Genomic DNA, 24,829 nt, shown 5'->3' with positions numbered 1-24,829 from the left:
CCGGTTTCTGAGGTCGATCGCGCGATGGCTAACTAAACTAAGAACTAATGACTAATGACTAATGACTAATGACTTTTTAAATGCGCGCCAGCTTAAGATGAGAACTACAAAATAATGATAGATGCCGTAGCCCTGCCCGTAACAGAAGAAAGTCAAGTGGGAGAAGCGCGCCGAATCGCAGTCGCCCTCGCGGCCGAAGTCGGATTTAACGAGACCGATCGCGGTAAAGTGGCAATTGTTACCACCGAAGCAGCAAAAAACGTGGTCAAGCACGCCCGCGAAGGAGAAATTTTGCTGCGAACATTAAAAACAGCCGCAGGATATAGCATTGAAATAGTAGCGCTAGACCGGGGGCAGGGAATGGCAAATGTCGCGCTGTGTCTGCGGGACGGTTTTTCTACAGCGGGAAGCCCTGGAACTGGACTGGGGGCAATTAAACGCCTCTCTACTTTTTTTGATATTCATTCTGTACCAAAACTGGGGACAGCCTTATTAATGCGGCTGGAACCGACCCAAAATAGCCGGGAAGCATCCCAAAACAGCAATTACTTGGAATTTGGGGTAATCCACTTGCCGAAAGTAGGAGAGCAAATTTGCGGGGATTCGTGGGCGGCAGAAAATCACGGTGAGAAAAACCTGATTTTAGTTGCAGACGGGCTCGGCTACGGGGATTTGGCCCAGGAAGCGTCTGGCGAAGCAGTGCGGGTATTTGAGGAAAACGCCAAACTCGGGCCGAAAGCAATTTTAGAGAAGGCGCACGCTGCTTTAAAAAATACCAGAGGAGCGGCTGCGGCGATCGCCCAAATCGATCGTACCCAACAAACAGTTTGTTTTGCCGGAATTGGCAACATCAGCGGTGTAGTGGTCACAGATAACCAAAGCCGCACCATGGTTTCCTACAATGGCACAGTTGGACATATGATGCGAAAAGTAGCAGAATTTGTTTATCCTTGGTCGCAGCAGTCCCTACTCATCATGCACTCCGACGGTTTGGCGGCGCAGTGGAATTTAAACCGCTACCCGGGCTTAGCCTCCAGACATCCTGCTTTAATCGCAGCCGTGCTCTACCGGGACTTCAAACGCACTCGCGATGACATGACAGTTATAGTAGCCAAGGTAAGAGAAGCAGCGTGAGTTACCCAATCCTGACGACGGAAGTCCGCTTTGAACAAGACATCGTACAAGTACGCCAAAGAGCTCGCCAAATTGCTAAAGGGCTGGGATTCGATTCCCAAGTACAAACCCGCATCGCCACAGCAGTTTCCGAAATTGCCCGCAATGCTTTCAAATATGCAGGCGGTGGCAAAGTAGAATTCATTGTGGAAGGGGAATCGCCCCAAGTTTTTCGGACTCGGATTTCTGACACGGGGCCGGGAATTGCTGATTTAGCGGCTGTGTTAAGCCCCAATTTTCGATCGCAAACCGGCGCGGGACTCGGTTTAGCAGCAGCGAAACGGTTGATGGACGAAGTGAAAATCGACTCTCGGCCCGATCGCGGAACGGCTGTACAATTAATTAAACAGTTTTCCAAAAATATGCCTGCGCTGAGTGCGATCGAACTAAATCAATTAGTTGACAAACTAGCGCGCCAAATTCCCGAAGATCCCTATGCCGAAATTCAGCAGCAAAATCAAGAATTACTACGCACTTTAGACGAACTCCGCCAGCGTCAAGAAGAACTCGTACAATTAAATCAACAGCTAGAAGATACCAATCGCGGAGTCCTAGCACTTTACGCTGAATTGAACGACAAAGCCGAATCTCTCCGGCGCGCCAGCGAACTCAAAACCAGCTTTCTCTCCAATATGAGCCACGAGTTTCGCACTCCCCTAACGGCAATTATGAGCCTTTCCGAAATATTGTTAAATCGCCTCGACGGAGAACTTTCAGCCGAACAGGACAAGCAAGTAAATTACATTTACAAATCCGCCGAGTCTCTCGCAGAACTTGTCAACGACTCGTTAGATTTAGCCAAAGTGGAAGCCGGAAAACTAACTGTTCGCTTGGCTGATTTTGAAGTCGAAGATTTGTTCAGCGCCCTGCGAGGAATGATGCGCCCCCTGCTTCCCCAAAACTCTGCCGTTTCTATAATTTTTGAAGATCCTCTCGAACTTCCAATCCTCACAACCGACGAGGGAAAAGTTTCTCAGATTTTGCGAAATCTGATTTCTAATGCCCTCAAATTTACCGCAGCAGGTGAAGTTAGAGTTGCTGCGGAAATAGGAGAGGAGGGAACAGTTACTTTTTCAGTAGCAGATACGGGCATAGGAATTCCTCCAGCCGACCAAAGGCGGATTTTTGAAGAATTTGTCCAACTCGAAAACCCCTTGCAGAATGGCGTCAAAGGCACGGGATTGGGATTGTCTCTGTGCAAAAAACTGGCGGAATTTCTGGGGGGAAGTATTGAAATCACAAGTTCACCCGGAGTGGGTTCGACTTTTTTTGTCACACTGCCAATTCTGTATCCTGGGGAGGAAGAAAACCCTTTGGAAATGTCCCCTGCTAAGGGAGATGAAATACCGCTGGCAAACGCAAATTCTCGTAGCTTGCGGGGTTGCGGGCGATCGCCAGCGGCGGATTCAGCAGCCAAAGTTTTGATTGAGGAGGATGAAGATAGTTTTTCGGTATTTGCTGAAAAACTTGCTGGGAGAAATTCATTGTACTGCGATATAGGTCGCCGACGGCGCTGAAGGTTGGGTTCGGCTGCTCTTTGAGCAACCGCAAGCAATTTTTATCGACATTATGATACTCACTGAAAGCATCCAGGATACCCGCCACGTGATTCATCCGTGGAAAAATAAAAAACCTGTATCCGATGAAACTGGCCGAACGTATTTATCTCGCGCAAGTCAATGCTTCAATTCTAAAATCTAAAATCTAAAATCTAAAATCGATTGACTGAATTTGACGTTTTGGAAGAGTTGAAAGGCGATCGAACTACTTGTCAAATACCTGCTATCGTGATGAATTCCAAACATTTTGGGTTACATCACTTTTTTGCTGTGCGGGATGCTAGGATTTCACGATAAAAAATATTATTCCGATGCGAAGGGAAACGATATCAGGAATTGTAGCTTTTGAGCACTGAAGTCCGATGCTGCAAACCTAATTATATTTTTTCACCGAATTTTATATGGTTCGTAAGGATCGCGAATTAAATAACTTACAATTTTAATTGTTATTGTGGGATGGGCGGGACGCCCGTCCAAAACGGACGGGCGGGACGCCCATCCCACAAACTTGTGGAAGTTATTTAATTCTCATTCCTCAGAGAGTTAATTTATAGCAGGCAAGATTTATTTAATTTGCAACAGAATTTAACCTTTGTGCTGTAAAATGTAGCAGTTCTCAGTTGCCGACTATATAGTAGGGACTTACCGATGGCCTGTTTTCGTGTGGGCGATCGGCTAAAATCCAGGATAAATCTTGTTCTTAGCAAAGTCTCGATTAATAAAAATAATGCAACAGTAGACCCGGAATCCAAACCCATACAAAATAAGCCATTCCCAATTCTAAAATCTAAAATCTAAAATCTAAAATGGTATGACTTTCATCTCGCTTCAATATGCGCTGTTTCTGTTAGTTTTGTTCGGGGCTTACTGGTTGGTTCCGCTGCAGTGGTGGCGACTGTTCATCATGTTGGCGGGTAGTTTGATTTTTTACGCTTCGCTGCAAATTTGGTACATTCCTTTGCTGTTAGTCGCTGCTTTGTTTAATTACTGCTTGGGGATGGCGATTGGGGAACCTCTGGATTGGCGGATTGCTAATGAATCTTGGAACCGCCGCCGTTTGTTGCTGCTGTGGATAGGCATCTGCCTGAATGTGTTGCTGCTTCTGGGCTTTAAGTATGTGCCTTTTTTATTGAGTTCGATCGGCACTTTGTTCAATTGGCCTGTAGCTATCGACGGGGCTGACTGGGTGAAAAGTCACGTCATCGCACCCCTGGGATTGAGTTTCTTTTGCTTTGAGTGCATTGCTTATTTGATTGACGTGTACCGAGGCGCGCCTGCTGCTACTTCGCTGCTGCACTTTGCTGCTTACAAGTTGTTTTTTCCCAAACTGATTTCCGGCCCGATTACTCGGTATCACAACTTGATATATCAACTGAAAACCCAACAATTTCCAACGCCCGATCGCATTTCTGAGGGACTTTGGACGATCGCCTTTGGTGCAGTAAAAAAAGGTCTTTTCGCAGATAACTTGGGAATTTATGTCGATTTAAGCTTTACCAATTTACAGCGGGCGGGTAGCGAGGATTTGTGGCTGGCGATTTTGGCTTACGGGCTGCAACTTTATCTCGATTTTAGTGGCTATGTTGACATGGCGCGCGGTACTGCTTTGCTGCTGGGTTGGTATTTGCCACCAAATTTTGATTTTCCTTATTTTAGTGCCAGCATAGCTGATTTTTGGCGACGCTGGCACATGACTTTAGGCGATTGGCTACGCAATTATTTGTATTTTCCTTTGGGCGGTTCGCGAGTCGGTTTGTGGCGCACTTGTCTGAATTTGTCTATTGTCATGTTAATTGCGGGAATTTGGCACGGGGCGGCTTGGGGATTTATTGTGTGGGGGGTTTTACACGGTTTAGCTTTGGCGGTTCACAGGCTGAGTGATGTGCTGTTTAAGCGGTGGCGGATCGAGTTTTTGTGGGAAAATCCGATCGGGATTGCGATCGGTTGGCTGTTGACTCAGGCGATGGTTTTTGGTAGTTGGATATTTTTCCGACTTCCCGATTTAAAGGATTCTGGATGGGCGATTTCGCATTTGTGGGGACACACTGCTGACGTGCAGTTTGCTGAGAAAGTTTATGTAGAAGCTTTGGGTTTAGATAGAGTGAGTTTAGCTTGGATTTTGGCTGCTTTGGCTGTGGCGATGCTGGGGAATTATGCGTTGAGTCGGGGTTTGAAATTAGAGTTAAATTGGCCGATGAAATTGGTGTTAGTGCCGCTTTGTTTGTATGCGGTTTGGGTGTTGGCTCCCGAAGGCGGTTTGCCTTATATTTATTTTGATTTTTAGGGTATTATTTAAGTCGCCTTCTGAACAGGCTTTCCGGTCTGTTCCACAAAGAGTAGATTTTCTTGTGGAACAGGCCGGAAAGCCTGTTCTTGAGAATGGTGCAAGATGTCAGTCGAAGTGATTCCCCGCTACCTATTAGTGTCAACTTAAGCTTTTTGTTCGCCAGTCCTCCCGCTCACCCAATAGTCCGCCAGGGAATGAATTCCCTGTCTCATAGCTAAAGTCCTCTCAAAGAGGACTGAAGAACTCATTAGTCCTCATCGCGAGGAATTTCGCTTTGAGGCTCTTGTTTCAACCGCTGCCGGACTGAGGGTTTAACGTTAAGTTGACATCAATGCCCGCTACCCTACAACTGATAAGAACACCAGTCACTCCAGCTACCTACATAAAGTTTAGCATCGGGAATTCCGGCAATTTCTAAAGACAGTAAATTGACGCAAGCCGTCACCCCGGAACCGCAATAAACAATAATTTCTTCAGCTTTTTCTAATTCTGTCCACCGCTGTTTTTGTTCGGATGCCGATCGCACTTTTCCAGTTTCATCCGTCACCCCTTGCCACGGATAGTTAACCGCACCCGGAATGTGACCTGCAATGGGGTCGATCGGCTCCCGCAAACCTTCATATCTCTCGCTTTCTCGCGAATCAACCAAAATCTTTCCCGGCAAGTCTTTACGCGCTTTTACCGCCTCAATATCTACCGCCAAATCCGGCTGCAATTGAGCAACAAATTTACCCTCGCGGGCGTCTGGCAAAATATTTGTTACCGGATAGCCCGCCGCTTTCCAGCCGCTGAAACCGCCGTCTAACAAAGCGACTTTGCTGTGTCCCATATATCGCAGCAGCCACCACAAGCGAGCTGCAAAAGCCAGTCGCGAATCGTCATAGGCGACGACTAAAGTTTCTGGTGAATTAATGCCGATCGCGCTCAATTTATCAGCTAATTCTTCAATGTTTGGCAGCGGATGTCTACCGCCGTGTTTGCCCACAGCACTCGCGAGATCGCGGTTTAAATCTAAATAGAAAGCTCCGGGAATGTGACTTTCTTGATATTGTTTTTGTCCCAATTCAGGGTCGGCAAGGGAAAAACGACAGTCAATGATTACCACTTGCGGATTGTCGGTATTGGTGGCTAACCATTCAGGAGAAACGATTAAAGTGTTGTCAGTCATAAGTATTCAAATCTATATTTTAACATTTATCGGGAAGGAGCTTTTTTCTCTGGTTCTGCTTTATCGGTACGAGATTTTTTAGAAGTTTGTTTCTCCGAAGCTCTTTTTTCAGAATTGGATTTTTTAGGAGTTGCTTTTTCCGAAGGTGATTTTTCGGCTGGTGCGGGAGTTGGAGTTGGCTGAGGGGGAGTTACTGCTGCTTCTTGAGCGTAAAGCAGATATTTCTGATACTCGATTACTTTTGCTTGAGCTAGTTGATGGTTGGGGCTAGAAACTGGTACTCTTCTCATTAATGAGACGGCTTCTTGCCAACGATCGATAACTGTACTCCAATCTTCCTTGGTTTTTGCCGATCGCCCTAATTCTGCTGCTTTGAGTGCGCTGTTAACGGCTTCTCGAAAAGTATCTGGTGCAGCATCCGGTGCAGTTGCTAAATCTGCTGTTTCACCCGGATTATTCCCCGCAGTTGCTGCTGGCTGGTTCAAAATTTTACCGACAAACGCCACCACGGCGATCGCCAACATACCCGTTACTAGCCCGACTACAATGAAAGTCGATCGCAGTCGGTTCTCAAATGCAGCAAGTTCCGACGGTTTTTCCTCCTCAATATTGTTCTCCATCTCTGTGCGATCGTCCATATTAACCACAGCAGTATTTGGTACAGATTCTCCTCCAAAGCTCTGTGGTTCAAAAGTGCTATTCTCCCAACTAAACTCTTGACTCCAAGCAGCAGCAATCTGACCGCTTTCTCGGCCCTCAACCTTCACTTTGCGAATCGAATCCGGCTGCAAATTCGTCAGCTCGGTGCGAACAAAATCAACTAATGTATTTTCTATGGGTACCTGCTCGGCCTCAAGAATTACATCCAAACAGTCGCCGTCGAGATTAGCGGAGGCTGTGATGCCTTCAGATTGCAACTGGCTGTTGAGCCAAGATGCGATCGCAGTGGCAATATCTCCCTGCTTGGCAAGTTCCTGAAAATTAAGCTCTGTCATAGCTGGACACCTGATAATGCAGAAGGAATGAAAAATTCATAAATAGTTTTTTTAAGTTAAAAACACCCTAACTGAAATTCAATGAATAGTATAATATATCGCGGCAAATCCCAGCCCAAAGATGCAAATTCTCACTCTCGCTCCCCCTGGCATCCCTTGGGGAATGACTTGCATTGCTTGGCTTTAAGCCGAACTCAGGTTTGTAGTGAGGAATGCAAGTCGTCTTGCTCAGCCGCCAAATACTGCTGCTGCAACCAGGTTTTTGATACCGGGCGCGCCAGTCCAGATATTGCCAGCGTCGCCCCTACAACCAGCATCCGGCTGGAAAAATGCTCGATCGCGCGGATTCGAGATTTGAGATTAAAAAATTGTGCGATCGCAGTGCCATCGGCGGACAGCGAGTGATATCATCATTTAGTCAATATTCAATTTTTTATAGCAAATAACTCGATCGCACAATGGTAGCAATAGCAATTTTAGCGGCTGGACGCGGCACGCGCATGAAATCTGACTTGCCTAAAGTTCTACACGAATTAGGCGGTCGATCGCTAGTGGAGCGAGTCCTCCAAAGTTGTCAAGAAATTCAAATTACCAGGCGACTTGTCATCGTCGGTTATCGAGGCGAACTCGTTAAAGAATCCCTGATTCGAGGCCAAGAAATATCAGGGAAAAATCCTCAATCTCCTCCCCTAGAATTTGTCGAACAAACCGAACAATTGGGAACCGGTCATGCCATCCAACAATTGCTGCCTCACTTAGAGGGATTTCAAGGAGACTTGCTGGTCTTAAATGGGGATGTACCTTTGCTGAGGGCAGAAACTATCAAACAATTGATGGCCATTCACAAACAGCACAAAAACTCTGCTACTTTATTGACAGCTAATTTACCGAATCCCCAAGGGTACGGACGAGTATTTACCGACAGTCAAAACTTAGTCCAGCAAATTGTCGAACACCGCGACTGCACACAAGCTCAAAAGCAAAATCACCGAATTAATGCAGGTGTTTACTGCTTTCACTGGCCGGATTTAGAGAAAATTTTGCCAGAATTGAAGGCAGATAATGACCAAAAAGAATATTACCTAACTGATACGGTAAATTTCCTCAGCCCCGTGATGGCGGTGGATGTGGAAGATTATCAAGAAATATTGGGAATTAACGATCGCAAACATTTAGCCACAGCTTGCGATATTTTGCAAACGCGGATAAAGGACAAGTGGATGACGGCGGGAGTGACGCTGCTCGATCCCAACAGCATCACGATCGACGATACCGTAGAGTTGCAGCCGGATGTCGTAATTGAACCGCAAACTCACTTGCGGGGAAATACTTCGATCGCCTCCGGGAGTCGCATCGGCCCCGGCAGTTTGATCGAAAACAGTCAGATTGGGGAAAATGTGACTGTGCTTTATTCAGTGGTTTCTGACAGTATGGTTGCTGAAAATTCGCGAATTGGCCCTTACGCACATTTGCGGGGACACGCAGAAATTGGGGCTAACTGTCGCGTCGGCAATTTTGTAGAATTGAAAAATACTCAAATAGGCGATCGAACTAATGTCGCTCACTTGTCTTATTTAGGCGACGCGACTTTGGGAGAAAAAGTCAACATCGGTGCGGGGACAATTACGGCGAATTATGACGGAAAAAACAAGCACAAAACTCAAATAGGCGATCGGAGTAAAACGGGTTCTAACAGCGTGCTGGTTGCACCGATAACTTTGGGGGAAGATGTTACTGTAGCGGCGGGTTCTGTGGTGACAGAAGATGTGCCGAATGATTGTTTAGTAATGGCTCGTTCCCGGCAAGTTGTCAAACCAGGTTGGAAGTTGAAGGAATGAGAATTAAATAACTTCCACTCTTGAAAGTGGGATGGGCGTCCCGCCCGTCATGAGTGGACGGGCGGGACGCCCATCCCACAATAAAAATTAAAATTGTCAGTTATTTAATTCGCGCTCCGAAAGAACCTAAAAAGTGAACGATTGTTCACTTTTTAGATGATCAGTTTCCACCCAATTGCGAGTTTCGCACTCGATACCAAAGAAACCGGGTTTTTATAACGGAAGCGATCGCACTCTAGGAGAGATTTTGCTAAAAAACCCGGTTTCTGCGTAAGTCTCCAACCTTGAGAAATCGGGTCGATCGCGAGCAGCTATTTTTGGTTATTTTGCTGGTGCAGATAGTTGTTAATCGCTTTGGCGATTTTTGCTTGCTGGTATGGGTTCATAGTGCGGGGTAGGGAGATGCGAGAGCCTCCACAAACTAACAGTCTAACTTCGTACCAAATGTCATGCTCCCGATCTTTTGTTCGCTCGACTTCCACGCCATAAATCTCGCACAGAGAGTATTGAATTAGCTTAGTTCCCAACAAACCCTGCTGTTTAACAGTCAGGGCATTTAAAGTTGTATCAAAGCTATAAATTTCCTTTTTTCCGAAGGCTATTACTGCTATCCCTGCTGTCACAAATATGGCTCCTATCCCTAGAAACCAACTGTCGAGTAGCTTTAATTCCAGCAATCTGCGCTCCGCATTTTTAACAAAAGAATTGATGTCCGAAGCAATAGCGTCTTGGGTTCCCCAATTAGGGGAGTTAGCAGTGAAAGGAACATAGCCAGCATCAGTCCGAAGTACAACTTTGCTGGTGTAGGCCGCTCTGACAACTTTTGCTCCCTGCAAAGAAGCAAGCTGAATTTCTTGAATCTTCGATCCCAGCAAGCTCGATCGCACCAACTGACAATTCCCTTGTGTTCCTTGCACTCTGTGACAATACAGGCTTGCCAAATTGTAATCAAACGCCGCCAATTTCAGTCCAAATACCATTAACAAACAGCTAGGTAGCCAAAAATCAAATACGCCACGAGTCTGAATTTTTAATTCAGTCGCTGTTTGCTCGATTATTTTCATTTATTTTACCCTGAGATTAAACAAAGGATATTAGAGGCCCTATCTTTGCTGGGATGCGCCCTATTGTTAACTTATATGTTATTTGAAGTTTGTCCTATGACCTGAGCCTTTTGATCTTGCTAAGATATTAGCACTAAAATGTCTCGCGCACAATAACTGTAGCGAGTATAGGTGCGGGTGGCTTTGAGATAGCTTTCCGTCATTTCTCCCTGGTGATGGACTTGGGCGATTGCCTACGCGATATAGCAATCCTCGCATCATTTGCATAATTATTGTAGGGGCAATCCCACGCCCGGTTGCCCGATAGATAGGGGGTAGGCACTCTTAGCACTACCCCTACCAATTTATCTGAATATTTAGGATTGCTATAGCTAGGGTTCACTGATTTGTAGGGCAAATACATTGCTAACCGTGCGATTATCCTTAATCGAGATATAGCTGCGAATCAAGTCAGCCATTTTGTATTGTTCTGTTAGTGAATAGCTTCTTAAACAGATGATATCGCCCCCGAACATCCACAAATCAACATAATAACTACGATTTCCCTCGCTATCTCCTATTTCCTCTAATTCCACCGCAGAAATATCGCGAGTTGAGCATTCGGTAACATCATGAAGCCATACACCCCGTCGTTTAATGGTCATTTTGCTAAGAGTTTTATCAAAAATATATGTTTCATCTATCGCCCCGTCCAACAAAGACAGCGAAAACAACAGAAAGATACCTCCACCTATCCAATTTGATACTAAAATAATCTGCAATAATCCCATAACGATAAATGGAGAAATTAATAGCAAACCATCCCAAAAGATGGCTGTTTTAATTATTAATCTATTTGGCGTTTGCTTGATGATTTTCATGATTTAAGGTGAGATTTTTAACAACCCTGTGAATCACTTATCTATTCGCTGTATGCAATTTTTACTGCACCGATTATTATTTGACACTGCTTTGGACGATCGCACTTTTGGTGTTGTAAACAGCCTTGACAGCATAAGCCTCGCCGGGACGTATATGTAAAGCTCTGTTAAAATTGATTAAAGCGGTTTGATAGTCTCCCCGATCGTAGTAAATATAGCCGACTTTCATCAATTGTTTGAAGTCAGAATTTTGAGCAGCAACACGTGCAGAATTAGGATTATTTACAGATGCAGCAGAAGTAGGAGATGGCTCTAAAGCAGGAGATAACTCTTGATTGGGTGATGGAGAAGTGTTGAAACCAGAAGGAAAAGAAGAGGGCGATTGCTCGTTATACCCCTGCTCTACATTAGATCCAGAGCCAGAGATTTTTACAAAATTTTTGCCATAAAATACTGAAGTAGTAATGCCTCCCAATACAAACATCAACAATCCAGCACATTGAATTAAGAAGGTTTTTCTAATTTTTTCATTGCTCCAATTTTTGATATAAAAAACCAATGATGCCAATGGGACAAGCAAGTAAAGCACTCCCCAAATAGTTTCCTCTCCAAAAGCTTGAACTAATCCCCAAAAATAGCCAACAAGACTTAAAACTAAACCTAGGATAAAAAATAAGGCGATCGCAATTCCCGGCATTTTCTATTTCTCCAGTAGATGTATACTTATTTTGACAACTGTAAAAGAGCGGATTTTCAACCTGAAACTCTTTCCCCTGTTTGCTGTGTTAAAAATAGATTAGCGGTGACAACAGTTCGATCGCGCACAGCGAATGTTAGGATTTAGGTTAGGAATTTGACTAGGAACTCGATCGCGACTGCCGCAAATGATACTCTCAACCCTCGATCGACCCGAAGAACCATTTGCACGCGCCAGCAAAGGCTGGGACATCCAAAAGCTTTACACCGACTTGGCAAATGCCAAACAACAATTCGCCCCCCACACCAGAAGAGGGCTGACACCTGTAGAAAAGCGGCACCTCTGCGGCTTGTTGTGCGGCTACAGCCCAGCCGAAATTGCGGTATTTCTCAACAAACAAATCAAAGGTGTAGAAGTTGACTTGTCAAAAACTTTGTACAGATACATAGAATTATTGACAAATCGGCCCCGAAATGCTCTTAAAAATTGGAGAGATGCGATCGACTGGCTGGAAATAGCCGGATATAAAACGCAGCCAAAAACCTCAACCGGCGCCATATTAAAAGCTACTCTCCACCATTCAGACAGGATTTTGTCTGCAGCTATCAGTCCCGACGGACAATTCCTCGCAACGGGATCAGAGGATAGTACAGTGAAAATTTGGAGTTTGCACAGCGGGGAACTGCAGCAGACAATTTTCGGACATTCAACAGCCGTATTGCTAGTGGCTTTCAGTCCCGCCAGCAAAACGCTGCTGACACGATCGCGCGCGGGTACAGTCAAACTCTGGAACCTGCAAAACGGCCAACTGCTGAAGCGTTTGGCAGAGGTACACCGCCACGAATCCGTCGCCGTAAGCCCCGACTGGCAAATTTTGGCGATCGGCACCACCCGCAGCACTGTCAAGCTTCAGCACCTCAACAGCGGCCAACTGCTGCAAGTTTTGGCAGGCTATCAAGGGGATGACATAAGTGCGATCGCCCTGAGTCCCAACGGAAAAATGCTAGTAGCCAGCGGCCTCAATGCAGCCAGCGGTTTCTGTCGCGCCACAGTCACTTTGTGGGAATTGCCGGGAGGCGAAGTGAGACGAACATTTGGCAGCGAAAATTATGTAGCGATTTCTTCCGATAGCCAAATTCTTGTCAATCATGGTGGCCAAACTATCAAACTCTGGAATTTGCAAACAGGCGAATTATTGCATTCGCTGCAAACAGCAATTCGCATCACTTCCGCCGCCGCAATTAGCCCCGACGGGAAATACTTTGCAGTGGGGTGTTTTGACGGTACTGTTAGACTTTGGAATTTTCGCGGCGAATTGCTGCACACTTTAGATGGACATTCTAGCCCTGTGTCTGCGGTGGCGATCGGGCTTTTGGGCGAAACTCTCGTCAGTGGCGGAGAGAATGGTACTGTTAAACTTTGGCAACTGCGGATTGAAGATTAGAGAGGTGACGGGCCATGATTAAATTATTGGAGTATAATTGATTTAAGGTTTTTGAGAGGGGCCCAGACAATGAATGTTACCCTAACACCAGAACAGGAAAAATACGTGCTCTCGCAATTAAAAGGTGGCAACTATGACAGCGTTCAGGAATTAATTAGCGAAGCATTGCAACTGCTAGAAGAAAGAAATCGTCCACTGAAACAGCAGCGTCTGGCAGAACTCAGACAAAAAATTGCTAGCGGCACTGAGCAAATTGCTCAAGGAAAAGTGACTGATGGTGAAGTAGTTTTTGCCAGATTGCAGGAAAAAATTCGCTCAATTTCTGAGTCTGGATTATGAGCAGCTATTCTTTCTCAGATGATGCAATTCAAGATTTAGATGACATTTGCTCCTTCTATTGCTGGTAATAATTACAGTTCGGCCAGTAAGCTTTTTGATAGGATTCGAGAACGATGTAAAGTCACGGCGGATTTTCCTAATATGGGTAAAAATTATAGCCAGCTATCTCCCAGCTTGCGAGGATTTATTGTCGATGATTACATCGTTTTTTATTACCCCTGAGAAGATGGAATTGATGTAGTTCGCGTAGTGAATGGATACCGCGACTTGGAATCTCTTTTTTCAGATTCGGATGAAGGATAGGACGAGCGCATTTTCAGAACTCATTGCATAAAATGTCGCCATATTGCTAGAAGTGAGAAAGGAATGAGTAAAACTAAGGATCGCGAATTAAATAACTTACAATTTTAATTGTTATTGTGGGACGCCCATCCCACAAACTTGTGGAAGTTATTTAATTCTCATTCCTAACGCAGATCGAACTCCCCGACTTCTTGGAGAAGTCGAGGATCGGAATCACCGATTAAGAACCATTTTTAAGCAATGAAAATCAGCGTTCCCTTGCTCATTTCCAAAGTATCGCCCATTTGCATACCATTGTGAAAAGCACCCAAAATCACCTCGCTAGTTTTGCCGAAAGCGATCGCCCCGCTAGCATCAATTCCAATTGCGCCAAAATCCCGTTGACGTTCGTCAGCTTCAGCAAAAGAACGCTCAAAAGCAGCTTTCAAACTCAAACCATCCGTTACCCGAATTACAATTCGCGCGGCCAAACACTCGTCCATAATGTGCTCGCCAATCCCCGTACAGCTTACCGCCGCACTCCCTGCCGCGTAATTTCCCGCCGGCATCGCCGAGTCACTAACCCGCCCAATCCGCTCAAAACCCTTGCCACCAGTCGAAGTCCCAGCAGCCAAGCGTCCATGCACATCCAAAGCTACGACTCCGATCGTACCCACACCGGCCGGTTCGGCAACCACGTCAGCCATTGCTTTGCTAAAATTGCCTTGGCGTTCCTGCATCCACTCGTGCAAACGCAAATCCGTCATCGGATCGTAAATCGGCAAGTGAAGTTCTCGCAGCAATTCTGCCGAACCAAAATCAGAGAGAACCCGATCGTCCGAAGTCTGCAAAAATTTAGCAAGTTCGATCGGATTTTGAACGCGAGAAACATTTATCGCCCCGCTGAAACGCTGCATCAAACCGTCCATCAGCGAAGCACTCATCCGAATTTGACCGTCCGACTGCACCACAGAACCAGTACCGGCATTGAATCGCGGGTCATCTTCCAACAATTGGCACCCCCGCACCACTGCATCTACGGCACTTGCACCGTCTTTCAGCAGCGGATAAACTTCCTCCAAAACATCGTAAAGCGATTTCCGCACCGCCTCAATTCCGCCTTTACTGTGTAGAGAACTGCCGGCACCGCCGTGAATAACTAGCTTTGGTTGCACTTGTTGCGATGCCATAATTTATAACCTAATAACCTAAAATTTTTCCTTTGCAATCTTAGCTTTGTTCGAGCAACTTGCCCTAACTTCTTAATCTTGAGCCGCCAAACGGCGGCGACGACATCGTTCGGAGCAGTATTTGACCTCATCCCAGCAGTCGGCCCATTTTTTGCGCCAAGTAAAAGGTCGATCGCATACCGGGCACATTTTTGTCGGTAAATCAGATTTCGATCGTTGCTTAGCCATGCTAATTTTGACAATAGATTAACTAATTCCCATCTTGTACCATTTTTATGAACAGGCAAGATGCCTGTTCCACAAGAGTTAAATTTGATTGTGGAACAGGCATCTTGCCTGTTGCTAAGGAAACAACCTAATTTCTACCAAACACCTCCCCAAATAAAAATGCTCGAAACGGCCGACGCCAACATCCGAATAGTTTTAGTCGAACCGGCAGGCCCATTGAATGTCGGTTCTGTTGCCCGCGTCATGAAAAATATGGGTTTGCACCAATTAGTTTTGGTAAATCCCCAATGCGATCATTTAGGGGAAGAAGCCCGACTGATGGCAGTTCGCGCCGCCGACATATTGGAAACGGCGAAAGTAGTCGAGAGTTTGCCCGCTGCTTTGGTTGGGTGTGTCAGAGCGATCGCAACTACAGGGGATGATAGTCGATCGTTGCCAACACAACTAGAAGAACCCGCAGAGGCCTTGCCTTGGCTCCTAGAAGCCCCCAGCGCCCTCATTTTCGGCCGAGAAGACTGCGGCTTGACCAATGCCGAATTAAACCGCGCTCAACGCCTGATCCGCATTCCCAGCAGCGATGCCTACACATCTCTAAATCTCGCCCAAGCCGTCGCTATCTGCTGTTACGAACTATACCGGGAAGAAGGAAGAAGGAAGAAGGAAGAAGGAAGAGGGAAGAGGGAAGAAGGAACAGGGAAGGAAGAAGAAGATGCCTCGTTCCCCGGCTCAGCCGGGGAACGCATATCCAGAGGCTCTGCCTCTTCAATACCCCATGCCACAGATAATTTATCAACTTGTTACCAAGAACAACTTGCCACCCGCCAGACAGAAAATCTCTCAATTCCCCTCGCCAGTGCTCCCTTGGAAAATTTAGAGGGATATTACCAGCAACTAGAAACGCTTTTACTCAAAATAGGATATTTGCAGCAGCACACAGCAGCAAGCCGGATGGAAAAATTTCGGCGTTTGTACAACAGGGCTTATCCGACAGTGGATGAAGTCGCCATGCTGCGGGGCGTCCTCCGCCAAACAGAATGGGCAATCAAAAGTTACCCACGAGAGGCAAATTCTGATACTCTGGATGGGGCGTTGCCGGAAAATCCAACAGATAGCTAGGAGAACTTTCCTGTACCCACTTGTCACCTTCAAAACAGGGTTTCTTGACTAAAAACCTAAGCTTTGCGATAATTTGCGGGCAATAAACCCGGTTGCTGATACCATGCAGCGTCTGGGGTAAATCTAAAATCTAAAATCTAAAATCTAAAATTGATTGGCTGACAAGCGGAAAAATCTTAAACTTGAACTTTACATTAGTGATGAAGGAGTAAGACGTGGCAGAGCGGTTTCCCAAAGGATCGATATTATCGGTGATATCCTCGTCGATATCCTCTCCCAACTCCGGCTCAAAGCAGCCTAAGTCCGGCAAAGCAAGTCAGTCTGGCAACTCGGGCCGCCGCCGCCCTCCCCAACCGCAAAACGGCAATCCAGAAATTCGATCGCCCGAACCTGCAACTTTGCCACCGCAACAGGGCCGGGGCAGCAGAATTGGAGCCAATTCTCCCACATCTTCGGAAGAATTTACTACACAAGACTTTTTATCCGATCCTCGATCGGCAATTAACCCCAGAAAACCCAGAACCAGCAAAACTCCGCAGTCGAAGACTCGCCAACCACGCAAAAAAGGCCTCGCTGCTGTCGATATGTTCCAGTTTCCAGATCCGACTCTGGAGCGGGAAAATGTGAGTTCGATCGCCAGCAATCCCAACACCCAGATCCCAACAGCCACTCCCCCTACCACCCGTGGAAGTCGTCCCACTTCGCCCCCAGTTCGCATTCCAGACACGGTAATCCCCCCAGATGTCAAAAAACCCCCCGTGCCTAAACCGCGTCCGCAAGCGAGCCAGAAACCGGGCAAACGCTCTGCACCTCGGAGCGTGCCGCCGTTGGTGTATGCTACTCGCTTGCTGATTCTGGGAGTTGGGATAGCGGTAATTTGCGGTACGCTGCTGTCGGTGGTAAATGCTGTGAGTCGAGCATCGACTGTAGCGACAGAAGAACAAACCACCACAGGGCAGAACAACCCAGCCGATAGCGCATCTGCGGCACCAGCAGCCCCAGAAGTGCTGCAACTGAATCAAGAATTAGCGGCTTTGAAAACCAAAGTTCAAGTTTTAGCAACAGAAAATCCTAGTTTAACAGCCGGAATATTTCTAGTCGATTTAGATACTGGAAGCTACCTAAATTTTAATGGCGATACTGCTTTTGCTTCAGCTAGCACAATTAAAGTACCAATTTTAGTAGCTTTTTTCCAAGCAGTAGATGAGGGCAAAGTGCAGTTAGATCAGGTGCTGACGCTGAAGTCCGAACACATTGTCGGCGGTTCTGGGGATATGCAAGACGAGTCTCCGGGTAAGAAGTATTCGGCTTTGGAAGTTGCCCAAAAGATGATTGTTGTCAGTGACAATACGGCGACAAATATGATGATTGAGTTGTTGGGAGGTGCTGAGGTTTTGAATCAGCATTTTGCAAATTGGGGTTTGAGTACCACGGTTCTGCGTAATAATTTGCCAGATTTGGAGGGTACTAATACTACCAGTCCGAAGGATTTGATTAATATCATCGCCCAGATCGATCGGGGTAATTTGGTATCGGTGAAATCGCGCGATCGTATTTTGCAAATCATGCGACAAACTAGAAATGATTCTTTGCTGCCGAAAGGTTTAGGCGAAGGTTCAATTATTGCTCACAAAACCGGCAACATTGATACAATTCTTGCGGATGCCGGTATGGTGGATTTGCCGAACGGTAAGCGTTATTTGGTGGCGGTGATGGTGAAGCATTCGCCGGAAACAGAGAAGCCAGCTCAAACATTGATTCGGGAGATTTCTCGGATGAGTTACCGCTATTTGTACGGTGGGGAAACGCCAGCCGATTCAAAAGTTAAAATTAAAAATTGAAAATTCAACCGGGTTTTTTCCGGCTATTGTTGTAGACTTTATCAAACTATAAACCAGTTGGTATTATGAAACTAAACATTCGACTTGCTTGTCTAGTAGCGCTCTCAATTTTAGCTGTGGGAGTCTTCCCTACCTTGAGTAATGCTAATCCTGCTCCTGAATCTGAGACGGACGGCGTGAGAGCGATCAACAATAATATCGAACTCAATCGGGCGAAAAACTTAGCCCGTCAAGCAGCAGAAAGGGCTAATGGGGGTTTAGGCAACTATCGAGCTGAAGCTTCTATGCACGGTATTTCTAGGGAATCGCCGTTTGTAGACAATGGCGATGGAACTTGGACTTTTACTTTTAAGGGTTCCAAGCCTGGTTCGTCTGTCTTTACTGTAGAAACGGTTGTTACGGTTTCTCAAGATGGAAGGGTGAGAGTCGATTACAACGGGCAAATTCGCGAGTTATCTCCATTGTGAATAACTGTGGAAATATCGGGCTATGCAGTTTCAATCCTCGATCGGGATTTAAGCTAACGGCATTTTTTCCCTTTGTTACAATCAAGGGAATTCCCCTCCTCACATCAGCACTAATGCAAATTATCCTAGAAGTTCCCGATATCCTCGGCGAAAAACTGCAACAATTGGGCGATCGTCTCCCGGAAGCCCTGGATCGCGCACTTCGGGAACTCGCCCCCGCAGAAACCATTCCCTACCAAGACGATCGCCAAATAGTGGAACTGCTAGCCAGTCAACCCAGCCCAGAAGAAATCCTCGCAATCCGCCCCACACCTGCGTTGCAAGCCCGCATGAGCGAACTGCTCGATCGCAATAAATCCGGCACTATTTCGGCCAGAGAGGAAGTCGAACTCGATCGCTATTTGCTGTTAGAACATTGGGTGCGTTTAGCCAAAGCTCACGCCTACAAACGCTTACAGACAGAAGCATGAGTTATGTACCAGCCACTGTGCGTCGCGTCGTCACCCAACGCGCCGGAGACCAATGCGAGTATTGTCGATTTCCCCAAACGGCTTCACTCTTTGCCTTTGAAATGGAACACATCATTGCTGAAAAACATGATGGGGTCACCGTCGTGGAAAACCTAGCGTTATCCTGTCCTTGCTGCAACCGTTTCAAAGGAACTGACCTAGGTTCTATCGACCCTGAGACTGGACAGCTAACTCCCTTTTTTAATCCCCGTCTCCAGGAATGGTCAGACCATTTTCGGCTAGAAGGAGGAGCAATCGTCCCACGGACACCAGAAGGGCGCGTAACCGCTAAAATTCTGCAATTTAACCTCCTAGAACGCATCCTCGAACGCGAGCAACTTATCAGTATTGGGGAATATCCAGCACCCAGCCCACAAACCACATAAACAGTAGGTGATTATAAAATCAACCCAACGATGCAGATTGTAGCAATAATTTAGATAAGTGGTATTACAAAACAAATGAATAATTTTAATTGTGAAAAAACCGTCTAACTGGAATAGTCTTATAGACTCATTGGGTGATTGTAATTCCCCGTATGCTTATATAGTAGCTTATTATCTTTCAAGATTTGATAGAGATGCTTATCAGAAATTGGGATTTGGTAATATGACTGATACCCATGAAAAAATAGGCTCTCTACTTGGAATTTCCGCTAATACAATCAAAAATTTGAGAGATGCCTTTGATCCTTATCATGAAAATAGGCGTAAAGGCTGGTGGCAGAGAGAGTTATGGCGTTGTGAGAAAGAAATTTATGAAGGATTTCAAGAATATTCTGAAGAAGAACTCTATGTTTTAGTTTGCAAAATTTTAACCACACCCAAGCTTGATTTTGAACAGCTTTTCGATTCTTTTAGTGTCTCAGATGATACGCTAATATTTCCTGATGAAGTCGGAGAAGTAGAGGAAACTCAAACTTTTAAAGAAGGTTCTATTCGTCAAATACAAGTTAATGCTTATGAACGAAATAATCCAGCTCGCAAAAAATGTATTGAATATTATGGGCTAAATTGTTATGTTTGCAAGTTTAACTTTGAAAAAGTTTTTGGAGAAATAGGTAAAGGTTTTATTCATGTTCACCATATAATACCTTTAGCTGAAATTAATCAAGAATATGAAGTTAATCCTATTCAAGATTTACGTCCACTATGTCCTAACTGTCATGCAATGATTCATAGGAAATATCCTCCATTTACTATTGAAGAAATTAAAGATTTACTTAGTAAAAACTGACTTCGTAGATAGATGTCCAAGATATTTTATGATACCATTTAGGCTCAAACCCTTGCCGCACCAGGCATACAGCCGAAAGATTTGACAATTCCCGCATCCAGGATAACCGCCACGTGATTCATCCGTCCAGAAATAAAAAACCTGTATCCGATCAACCAGCCCCCGAATTTATCCGTGGGGTCAATGCTTCAATCTAAAATCTAAAATCTAAAATCTAAAATCGATTGACCCCTCAAAAAAACACCTACCGATTCACGGAAATTCCAGGAACCGGAAAGCGATTAAACACTCGCGACTGCTAACTGTTCTGCCGCCTCTTTCTCGTTCATCTCGTCGAGTTTTTGCCAAACTTGCTGCATCAATTCATCCAATCCAAGTCTACTAACGGCGGAAATCAACAAAACAGGAGCGCCGCTAATTTCTTTAAGTCGGCTGATTAAATTACCGATTTCTTCGCTTTCGAGGTCGATCGCATCTACTTTATTAAAAGCCAAAATCTGCGGTTTATCGGCTAAACCACGTCTGTAAGCCTTCAATTCTTCCTGAATTGTGACATAATTGGCGATCGGATCTTCATCCGTAATATCGATCAAATGCAGCAACAACCGAGTCCGTTCGATGTGCCGCAAAAACTCGTAACCCAAACCAGCACCTTCGTGAGCCCCCTCAATTAATCCCGGAATATCAGCAAAAACAGTACCGTCGCCGCTGGGTTTTCTGACTACGCCCAAATTCGGGACTAAAGTTGTAAACGGATAATCTGCTATCTTGGGGCGGGCCGCAGATAAAGCTGAAATTAAGGTGGATTTGCCAGCATTGGGCATCCCCAGAATTCCCACTTCAGCTAATAGCTTCAATTCCAAACGCAAAAATTTGTGTTCTCCTTCTTTTCCCGGCATCGCATAATCTGGAGCACGGTTAGAATTGGTCAGAAAACACTTGTTTCCCAAACCGCCTTTGCCACCTTTGGCTACGCAAAAAGTCTGTCCGGGCGTTACTAAATCTGCTAAGATTGCCTGAGTTTCCGCGTCGTAAACTACTGTACCGCAGGGAACTTCGATCGTGCGATCGTCCCCACCTGCACCAGTCATATTTTTCGGCGCGCCCCGCTTCCCGTCATCGGCTTTAAAAATCCGGTTGTACTGAAAATCTAGCAGCGTTTGCAGGCTTTCCACCGCCACCATATACACGGAACCGCCTTTGCCGCCTGTCCCGCCACTGGGCCCGCCCGCCGGTACATACTTTTCTCTGCGAAAAGCTACCATACCGTCGCCACCTTTGCCGGCTGCGACTTGAATATCTGCTCGATCGATAAATTGCATAATTTAGTCAGTTGTCAGTTGTCAGTTGTCAGTTGTCATATCATGTCCAATCGAGCGATTAAGAGGGCGGGTTTTTGAGATTGTCAATTATTGGCAAATATTTTTCGTGAACCCGCCCCTACCTTATTAGGGGTAATCGACCGGACATGATATCACTTGTCATTGGTCAATTGTCAATTGTTAGTTGTGATTAGTCATTAGTTATTATACCAGATGCAAGTACAATATTCCCCTTTTCCTATAGTCCGCGTCGGCGGACGACAGCCAAGTTTAGTCGCGATTTACAGTTGCCGGAAAATTATAATTTTACCAATTTTTAAAAGTAGTTCAGAACCAGAGATTGTACGTGAGCATTTGTAGGGAAACGGCAATGCCGTGTCCGGCTCCTAAATTGGCGATTTTTAATAATTTGTATAAGCTTGAGGATTGTACCAAAACTGGGGTTGAATTAGTATTATCAAAGCAGATTTGATATTAGCAGGACTCACGCACAAAAACTGCATAAACCCGGTTTTTCTACTGGGGCGGATGGGTGTAATGATGTTTTTTCGTAGAAAAACCAGGTTTTTGCGTTCAGGACTAATTAGTAGTCATTGGTTAATAGTTACAGTCATTAATCCAAGATTTTACCAGAATGGCTAATGGCTAATGACTAATGACTACTAACAATAGGACGATACATCTTCCTTACATTCATCTGCCAAATAGCAGAGAGCTCGAAAGCGCATCCCGACTAACTGTTCGTAAAGCGGGTTAATCTGGCACATCGCCGGAATGTGGACGATTTTGCGACCAAATAACACGACATCTCGCTCAAACGGACACTGGGGCGGAATAATTTTACAGACAAAGTGTGCCACTTTGGGGTCGTGAATTTCCCAGCCGTCAAGCCAGTCTTTGACGGGTTGCAGGACATCTTTGTGGTGAGGTTTAGGTAGCCGAGATGAAAGGGGTGTTCCGGCGACGGGGGCGACATTGGCATCAAAGACTATTTGGCTGCTGGGCCCCTGCGGATCATCGCACTTGCTGTCTTCGATGGTGTGTCGCAGAGCTTCCAGCGCCTCTACATTGTGCCCCAAAGCTGTGCAAAACTTAGAGATTACCTCGTCTTCGCTGAGCGAGTAGGTACCGTCTGCCAAAGCTACCATGACTGCTGTCCTCAAAAAATCCTCGCCTTTGGCGGTGTCTTTCCCTAACACAGCGGCTAATTCCTCTGGGGCAATAGGTTCAAAACCCTCCTCAAAAGATACCGGGTGTAGTTCATCCTGAGTTAGATTTGCAATCATTTTTTGCTCGTCTTCGTCAAAGTTGCCGTCTGCCCAAGCAATTGTCAGCAATCCCCGCAGCCAAGCAGTAATCTCTTCATTGGTGCAGGAAGATTTAGCGTTACTCATTAGCATTTCCACTTGGATGTACCAGTCAATTTGTTCGTTTACAGCGGACTCAATATTCCCCTCCCAATAATTTTTACTGGTTTTGTGGTCGATCGACGATCTATTTGTGGAAGGTTTGTGGCCGAAGATTGCTCCAAACGCTTGTAGTGGATGTGTTAAAAGCATATTTGTTTCTGTGCAGCATCTCTGACTAGCGAGCTAATCTTTTGGCTAATCCTATTCCCTAAAAAGTCATCTATCGGGAGGAATAGGTTGGTTGAATTCATCTTAACTTTAGTTGCACCCATTGAGATGGGGATCGACTTTTATTCCAGCCGGATTGCCATTAGCAACCCAATTTTTCGCCAAAAATAAAAGGTTGGCAAGCGCGGGATCTAATCAGACACTGGGTTTCTTACCCAGGGGCGATCGAACTTCGCTCTCTTTACATTTTAATATATATTTTTGTGAATTTTTCTGTACTGGCAGCACAATATTAACAGCGAGCAGGGTTTAAGCTGTTGAAATAAAAATATATGAGAAAAAATTGACCGCCGAGCAAAGCTTTTGATTGCTGTGTCCGTCTATAAATGACCGATTTTTTTTAACTTCGGCGGCACAAAATCCAGCGCAATTCCATTGGCGGGCGTGCGTTTGCCATCGGGAAGACATCTCGACCCGTGGCCCAACTGGGAAACCAGGGCGTCGGGGGCCAGGCTGCTTCCGGCAGGTGGTGGCGTTCATATTCAAACACCAATTCGTCGGATATTTGGACTAAGGGCAACCCTTCCATTGCAGTGGCGAGTTCTTGGGGCGTAAATAAAGTAGACCAGGAGAGTTGGGCAACTTGTCGCACGAGGGCATCAGGCTGGTAGTCACCGACGGTTAAAAACGTGCTGAACAGCAACAGACCTCCGGGAGACAGGGAATCGCACATTTTAGCGAGGAAAAGCCGTACTTGATCGCTGTCTCGAAAATGTGAGATGACTTCGGCGGCAACTGCCAACTGGTAGCGGGCCGGTTTCATCCGCATTAAGGGGTCGAGCACATCGCCTTCAGTCACTGTCACGGGAAGGTTTTCGGCTGTTACTGCTGCTTTCAATTGTTCTGCAAAAGCTGGGGCTAGTTCGATCGCATCTACAGAATAGCCCAATCTCGCCAGGGGCAAGGTATTGCGGCCGGTACCAGCCCCCACGTCCAAAATCCGCACTCGATCGGGCGTGCCCAATTTAGCAGCCGTTGCCATCAATTTTGCATCTGGATGAGAACCGAAAAGCGGAGGTTCTCTGGTGTCTACCCAGCTTTTGTACTGTTCTCCAACACTTGAGGTAGTAACAATCACTTTGCAGGCTAAACCGGTTTGCGGCGGCTGCACTGATTCGTATTGCAGGATCAGCATCGATGCTGTGGAGGTGCGGTAGCCTTGTTCTAACTTGGTGGCTAAAAGCTTGCTGAGTTCGTCTCTGCGGTCTTCGGGCAGGGGTCTGTCGAGAGTGCTAAATAGCTTTTCTATCGACTTGAGATAGTGGCTTAGCATTCCCGGTACGCAGGGGAAAATTAATTCTCCGCGAGCGTTTATGCGAGTATTAATTTTGTATAGGATAGCTTGCTGGAGAATGTCGGGATTTACTACCAGCGGTAGCTGTTCGGTCTGGTTGATTGTACTTTCGGCGCCCATAAATTCCGCGAAGAGGTGATTAGCTGTTAGTTGTTAGCTGTTAGTTGTTAGCTGTTAGTTATTAGTTATTTGTTATAACTCACATTTTGCACCCTTTTCAATAACAGGCAAGATGCCTGTTCCACAAAGAGTAGATTTTCTTCTTGTGGAACGGGCATCTTGC

Annotated in this window: 24 protein-coding genes; 14 read left to right on the top strand and 10 right to left on the bottom strand. The window is 45.8% G+C overall.

Going from position 1 to position 24,829, the window contains the following annotated elements; genetic code table 11:
• Window positions 1-114 precede the first annotated feature (114 nt).
• From QT973_RS08950 to QT973_RS08940, 3 genes are all read left to right on the top strand, one after another.
• Window positions 115-1,134 (top strand): ATP-binding SpoIIE family protein phosphatase, encoded by a 1,020-nt coding sequence (locus QT973_RS08950; protein ID WP_333056893.1) that lies wholly within the window; start codon window positions 115-117, stop codon window positions 1,132-1,134.
• A complete protein-coding gene (locus tag QT973_RS08945; protein WP_333056891.1) occupies window positions 1,131-2,690 on the top strand; it encodes an ATP-binding protein in 1,560 nt (519 codons plus the stop codon). The genes QT973_RS08950 and QT973_RS08945 overlap by 4 nt, the downstream gene beginning before the upstream one ends.
• A gap of 853 nt (window positions 2,691-3,543) precedes the next feature.
• On the top strand, window positions 3,544-5,016 hold the full coding sequence (locus QT973_RS08940; RefSeq protein ID WP_333056890.1) for an MBOAT family protein: 1,473 nt from the start codon (window positions 3,544-3,546) through the stop codon (window positions 5,014-5,016).
• A gap of 346 nt (window positions 5,017-5,362) precedes the next feature.
• On the opposite strand, the gene QT973_RS08935 is transcribed toward QT973_RS08940, so the two are convergent.
• Window positions 5,363-6,187: a sulfurtransferase gene (locus QT973_RS08935; protein ID WP_333056888.1), complete on the bottom strand. Its 825-nt coding sequence runs from the start codon at window positions 6,185-6,187 to the stop codon at window positions 5,363-5,365.
• A 26-nt stretch (window positions 6,188-6,213) separates the two neighbouring features.
• Window positions 6,214-7,182 (bottom strand): hypothetical protein, encoded by a 969-nt coding sequence (locus QT973_RS08930; RefSeq protein ID WP_333056887.1) that lies wholly within the window; start codon window positions 7,180-7,182, stop codon window positions 6,214-6,216.
• A gap of 81 nt (window positions 7,183-7,263) precedes the next feature.
• Between QT973_RS08930 and QT973_RS08925 the strand changes: the two genes are divergently transcribed.
• The gene (locus QT973_RS08925; RefSeq protein ID WP_333056886.1) at window positions 7,264-7,587 is read left to right on the top strand and encodes a hypothetical protein; all 324 of its coding nucleotides are present in this window, start codon (window positions 7,264-7,266) and stop codon (window positions 7,585-7,587) included.
• Window positions 7,588-7,640: 53 nt separating this feature from the next.
• Window positions 7,641-9,020 carry a bifunctional UDP-N-acetylglucosamine diphosphorylase/glucosamine-1-phosphate N-acetyltransferase GlmU gene (glmU, locus tag QT973_RS08920; RefSeq protein ID WP_333391191.1) on the top strand — a complete coding sequence of 460 codons (1,380 nt, stop codon included), beginning with the start codon at window positions 7,641-7,643 and terminating at the stop codon, window positions 9,018-9,020.
• A gap of 311 nt (window positions 9,021-9,331) precedes the next feature.
• Here the strand turns inward: glmU and QT973_RS08915 are convergent, their stop codons facing one another.
• The 3 genes from QT973_RS08915 to QT973_RS08905 form a co-directional block, all read right to left on the bottom strand.
• Entirely contained in the window at window positions 9,332-10,084 is a 753-nt protein-coding gene (locus QT973_RS08915; RefSeq protein ID WP_333056884.1) for a hypothetical protein, read from the bottom strand.
• Window positions 10,085-10,455: 371 nt separating this feature from the next.
• Window positions 10,456-10,944 carry a hypothetical protein gene (locus QT973_RS08910; protein WP_333056883.1) on the bottom strand — a complete coding sequence of 163 codons (489 nt, stop codon included), beginning with the start codon at window positions 10,942-10,944 and terminating at the stop codon, window positions 10,456-10,458.
• Between the two features lie 76 nt (window positions 10,945-11,020).
• Window positions 11,021-11,641, bottom strand: a complete 621-nt coding sequence (locus QT973_RS08905) for a hypothetical protein (RefSeq protein ID WP_333056882.1) — start codon at window positions 11,639-11,641, stop codon at window positions 11,021-11,023.
• 187 nt (window positions 11,642-11,828) lie between these two features.
• Here QT973_RS08905 and QT973_RS08900 point away from each other — a divergent pair, with 187 nt between their 5' ends.
• The 3 genes from QT973_RS08900 (at window position 11,829) to QT973_RS08890 (ending at window position 13,646) form a co-directional block, all read left to right on the top strand.
• The gene (locus tag QT973_RS08900) at window positions 11,829-13,085 is read left to right on the top strand and encodes a WD40 repeat domain-containing protein (protein ID WP_333056881.1); all 1,257 of its coding nucleotides are present in this window, start codon (window positions 11,829-11,831) and stop codon (window positions 13,083-13,085) included.
• Window positions 13,086-13,154: 69 nt separating this feature from the next.
• Window positions 13,155-13,424: a type II toxin-antitoxin system ParD family antitoxin gene (locus tag QT973_RS08895; protein WP_333263122.1), complete on the top strand. Its 270-nt coding sequence runs from the start codon at window positions 13,155-13,157 to the stop codon at window positions 13,422-13,424.
• 39 nt (window positions 13,425-13,463) lie between these two features.
• Complete coding sequence (locus QT973_RS08890; RefSeq protein ID WP_333056879.1) at window positions 13,464-13,646, top strand: type II toxin-antitoxin system RelE/ParE family toxin; 183 nt, start codon at window positions 13,464-13,466, stop codon at window positions 13,644-13,646.
• 314 nt (window positions 13,647-13,960) lie between these two features.
• Here QT973_RS08890 and QT973_RS08885 read toward each other — a convergent pair whose 3' ends face one another.
• Both QT973_RS08885 and QT973_RS08880 read right to left on the bottom strand, forming a co-directional pair.
• Complete coding sequence (locus QT973_RS08885; RefSeq protein WP_333056878.1) at window positions 13,961-14,896, bottom strand: isoaspartyl peptidase/L-asparaginase; 936 nt, start codon at window positions 14,894-14,896, stop codon at window positions 13,961-13,963.
• A gap of 72 nt (window positions 14,897-14,968) precedes the next feature.
• Entirely contained in the window at window positions 14,969-15,124 is a 156-nt protein-coding gene (locus tag QT973_RS08880) for a DUF2256 domain-containing protein (RefSeq protein ID WP_006631540.1), read from the bottom strand.
• A gap of 159 nt (window positions 15,125-15,283) precedes the next feature.
• Between QT973_RS08880 and QT973_RS08875 the strand changes: the two genes are divergently transcribed.
• The 6 genes from QT973_RS08875 to QT973_RS08850 all read left to right on the top strand — a co-directional run bounded on the left by QT973_RS08875 (window position 15,284) and on the right by QT973_RS08850 (window position 20,293).
• The gene (locus QT973_RS08875; RefSeq protein WP_333056907.1) at window positions 15,284-16,240 is read left to right on the top strand and encodes an RNA methyltransferase; all 957 of its coding nucleotides are present in this window, start codon (window positions 15,284-15,286) and stop codon (window positions 16,238-16,240) included.
• A gap of 215 nt (window positions 16,241-16,455) precedes the next feature.
• Window positions 16,456-18,081: a serine hydrolase gene (locus QT973_RS08870; RefSeq protein ID WP_333056876.1), complete on the top strand. Its 1,626-nt coding sequence runs from the start codon at window positions 16,456-16,458 to the stop codon at window positions 18,079-18,081.
• Between the two features lie 65 nt (window positions 18,082-18,146).
• On the top strand, window positions 18,147-18,548 hold the full coding sequence (locus tag QT973_RS08865) for a hypothetical protein (RefSeq protein WP_333056875.1): 402 nt from the start codon (window positions 18,147-18,149) through the stop codon (window positions 18,546-18,548).
• On the top strand, window positions 18,545-19,018 hold the full coding sequence (locus QT973_RS08860) for a hypothetical protein (RefSeq protein ID WP_333056874.1): 474 nt from the start codon (window positions 18,545-18,547) through the stop codon (window positions 19,016-19,018). The genes QT973_RS08865 and QT973_RS08860 overlap by 4 nt, the downstream gene beginning before the upstream one ends.
• Complete coding sequence (locus tag QT973_RS08855; protein ID WP_333056873.1) at window positions 19,015-19,443, top strand: HNH endonuclease signature motif containing protein; 429 nt, start codon at window positions 19,015-19,017, stop codon at window positions 19,441-19,443. The genes QT973_RS08860 and QT973_RS08855 overlap by 4 nt, the downstream gene beginning before the upstream one ends.
• Before the next feature lie 91 nt (window positions 19,444-19,534).
• Window positions 19,535-20,293, top strand: coding sequence for an HNH endonuclease (locus tag QT973_RS08850; protein ID WP_333233878.1), 759 nt, complete (start codon window positions 19,535-19,537; stop codon window positions 20,291-20,293).
• Window positions 20,294-20,574: 281 nt separating this feature from the next.
• On the opposite strand, the gene obgE is transcribed toward QT973_RS08850, so the two are convergent.
• The 3 genes from obgE to QT973_RS08835 form a co-directional block, all read right to left on the bottom strand.
• Window positions 20,575-21,615 (bottom strand): GTPase ObgE, encoded by a 1,041-nt coding sequence (obgE, locus tag QT973_RS08845; protein WP_333056869.1) that lies wholly within the window; start codon window positions 21,613-21,615, stop codon window positions 20,575-20,577.
• Between the two features lie 662 nt (window positions 21,616-22,277).
• Entirely contained in the window at window positions 22,278-23,174 is an 897-nt protein-coding gene (locus QT973_RS08840) for a Mo-dependent nitrogenase C-terminal domain-containing protein (protein WP_333056868.1), read from the bottom strand.
• A gap of 418 nt (window positions 23,175-23,592) precedes the next feature.
• Window positions 23,593-24,666, bottom strand: coding sequence for a class I SAM-dependent methyltransferase (locus QT973_RS08835; protein WP_333056867.1), 1,074 nt, complete (start codon window positions 24,664-24,666; stop codon window positions 23,593-23,595).
• Window positions 24,667-24,829 lie beyond the last annotated feature (163 nt).

This window comes from Microcoleus sp. Z1_A1 (genome assembly GCF_036700305.1).
GTDB lineage: Bacteria > Cyanobacteriota > Cyanobacteriia > Cyanobacteriales > Microcoleaceae > Microcoleus.
This window is presented reverse-complemented; position numbering and strand designations above follow the sequence as displayed.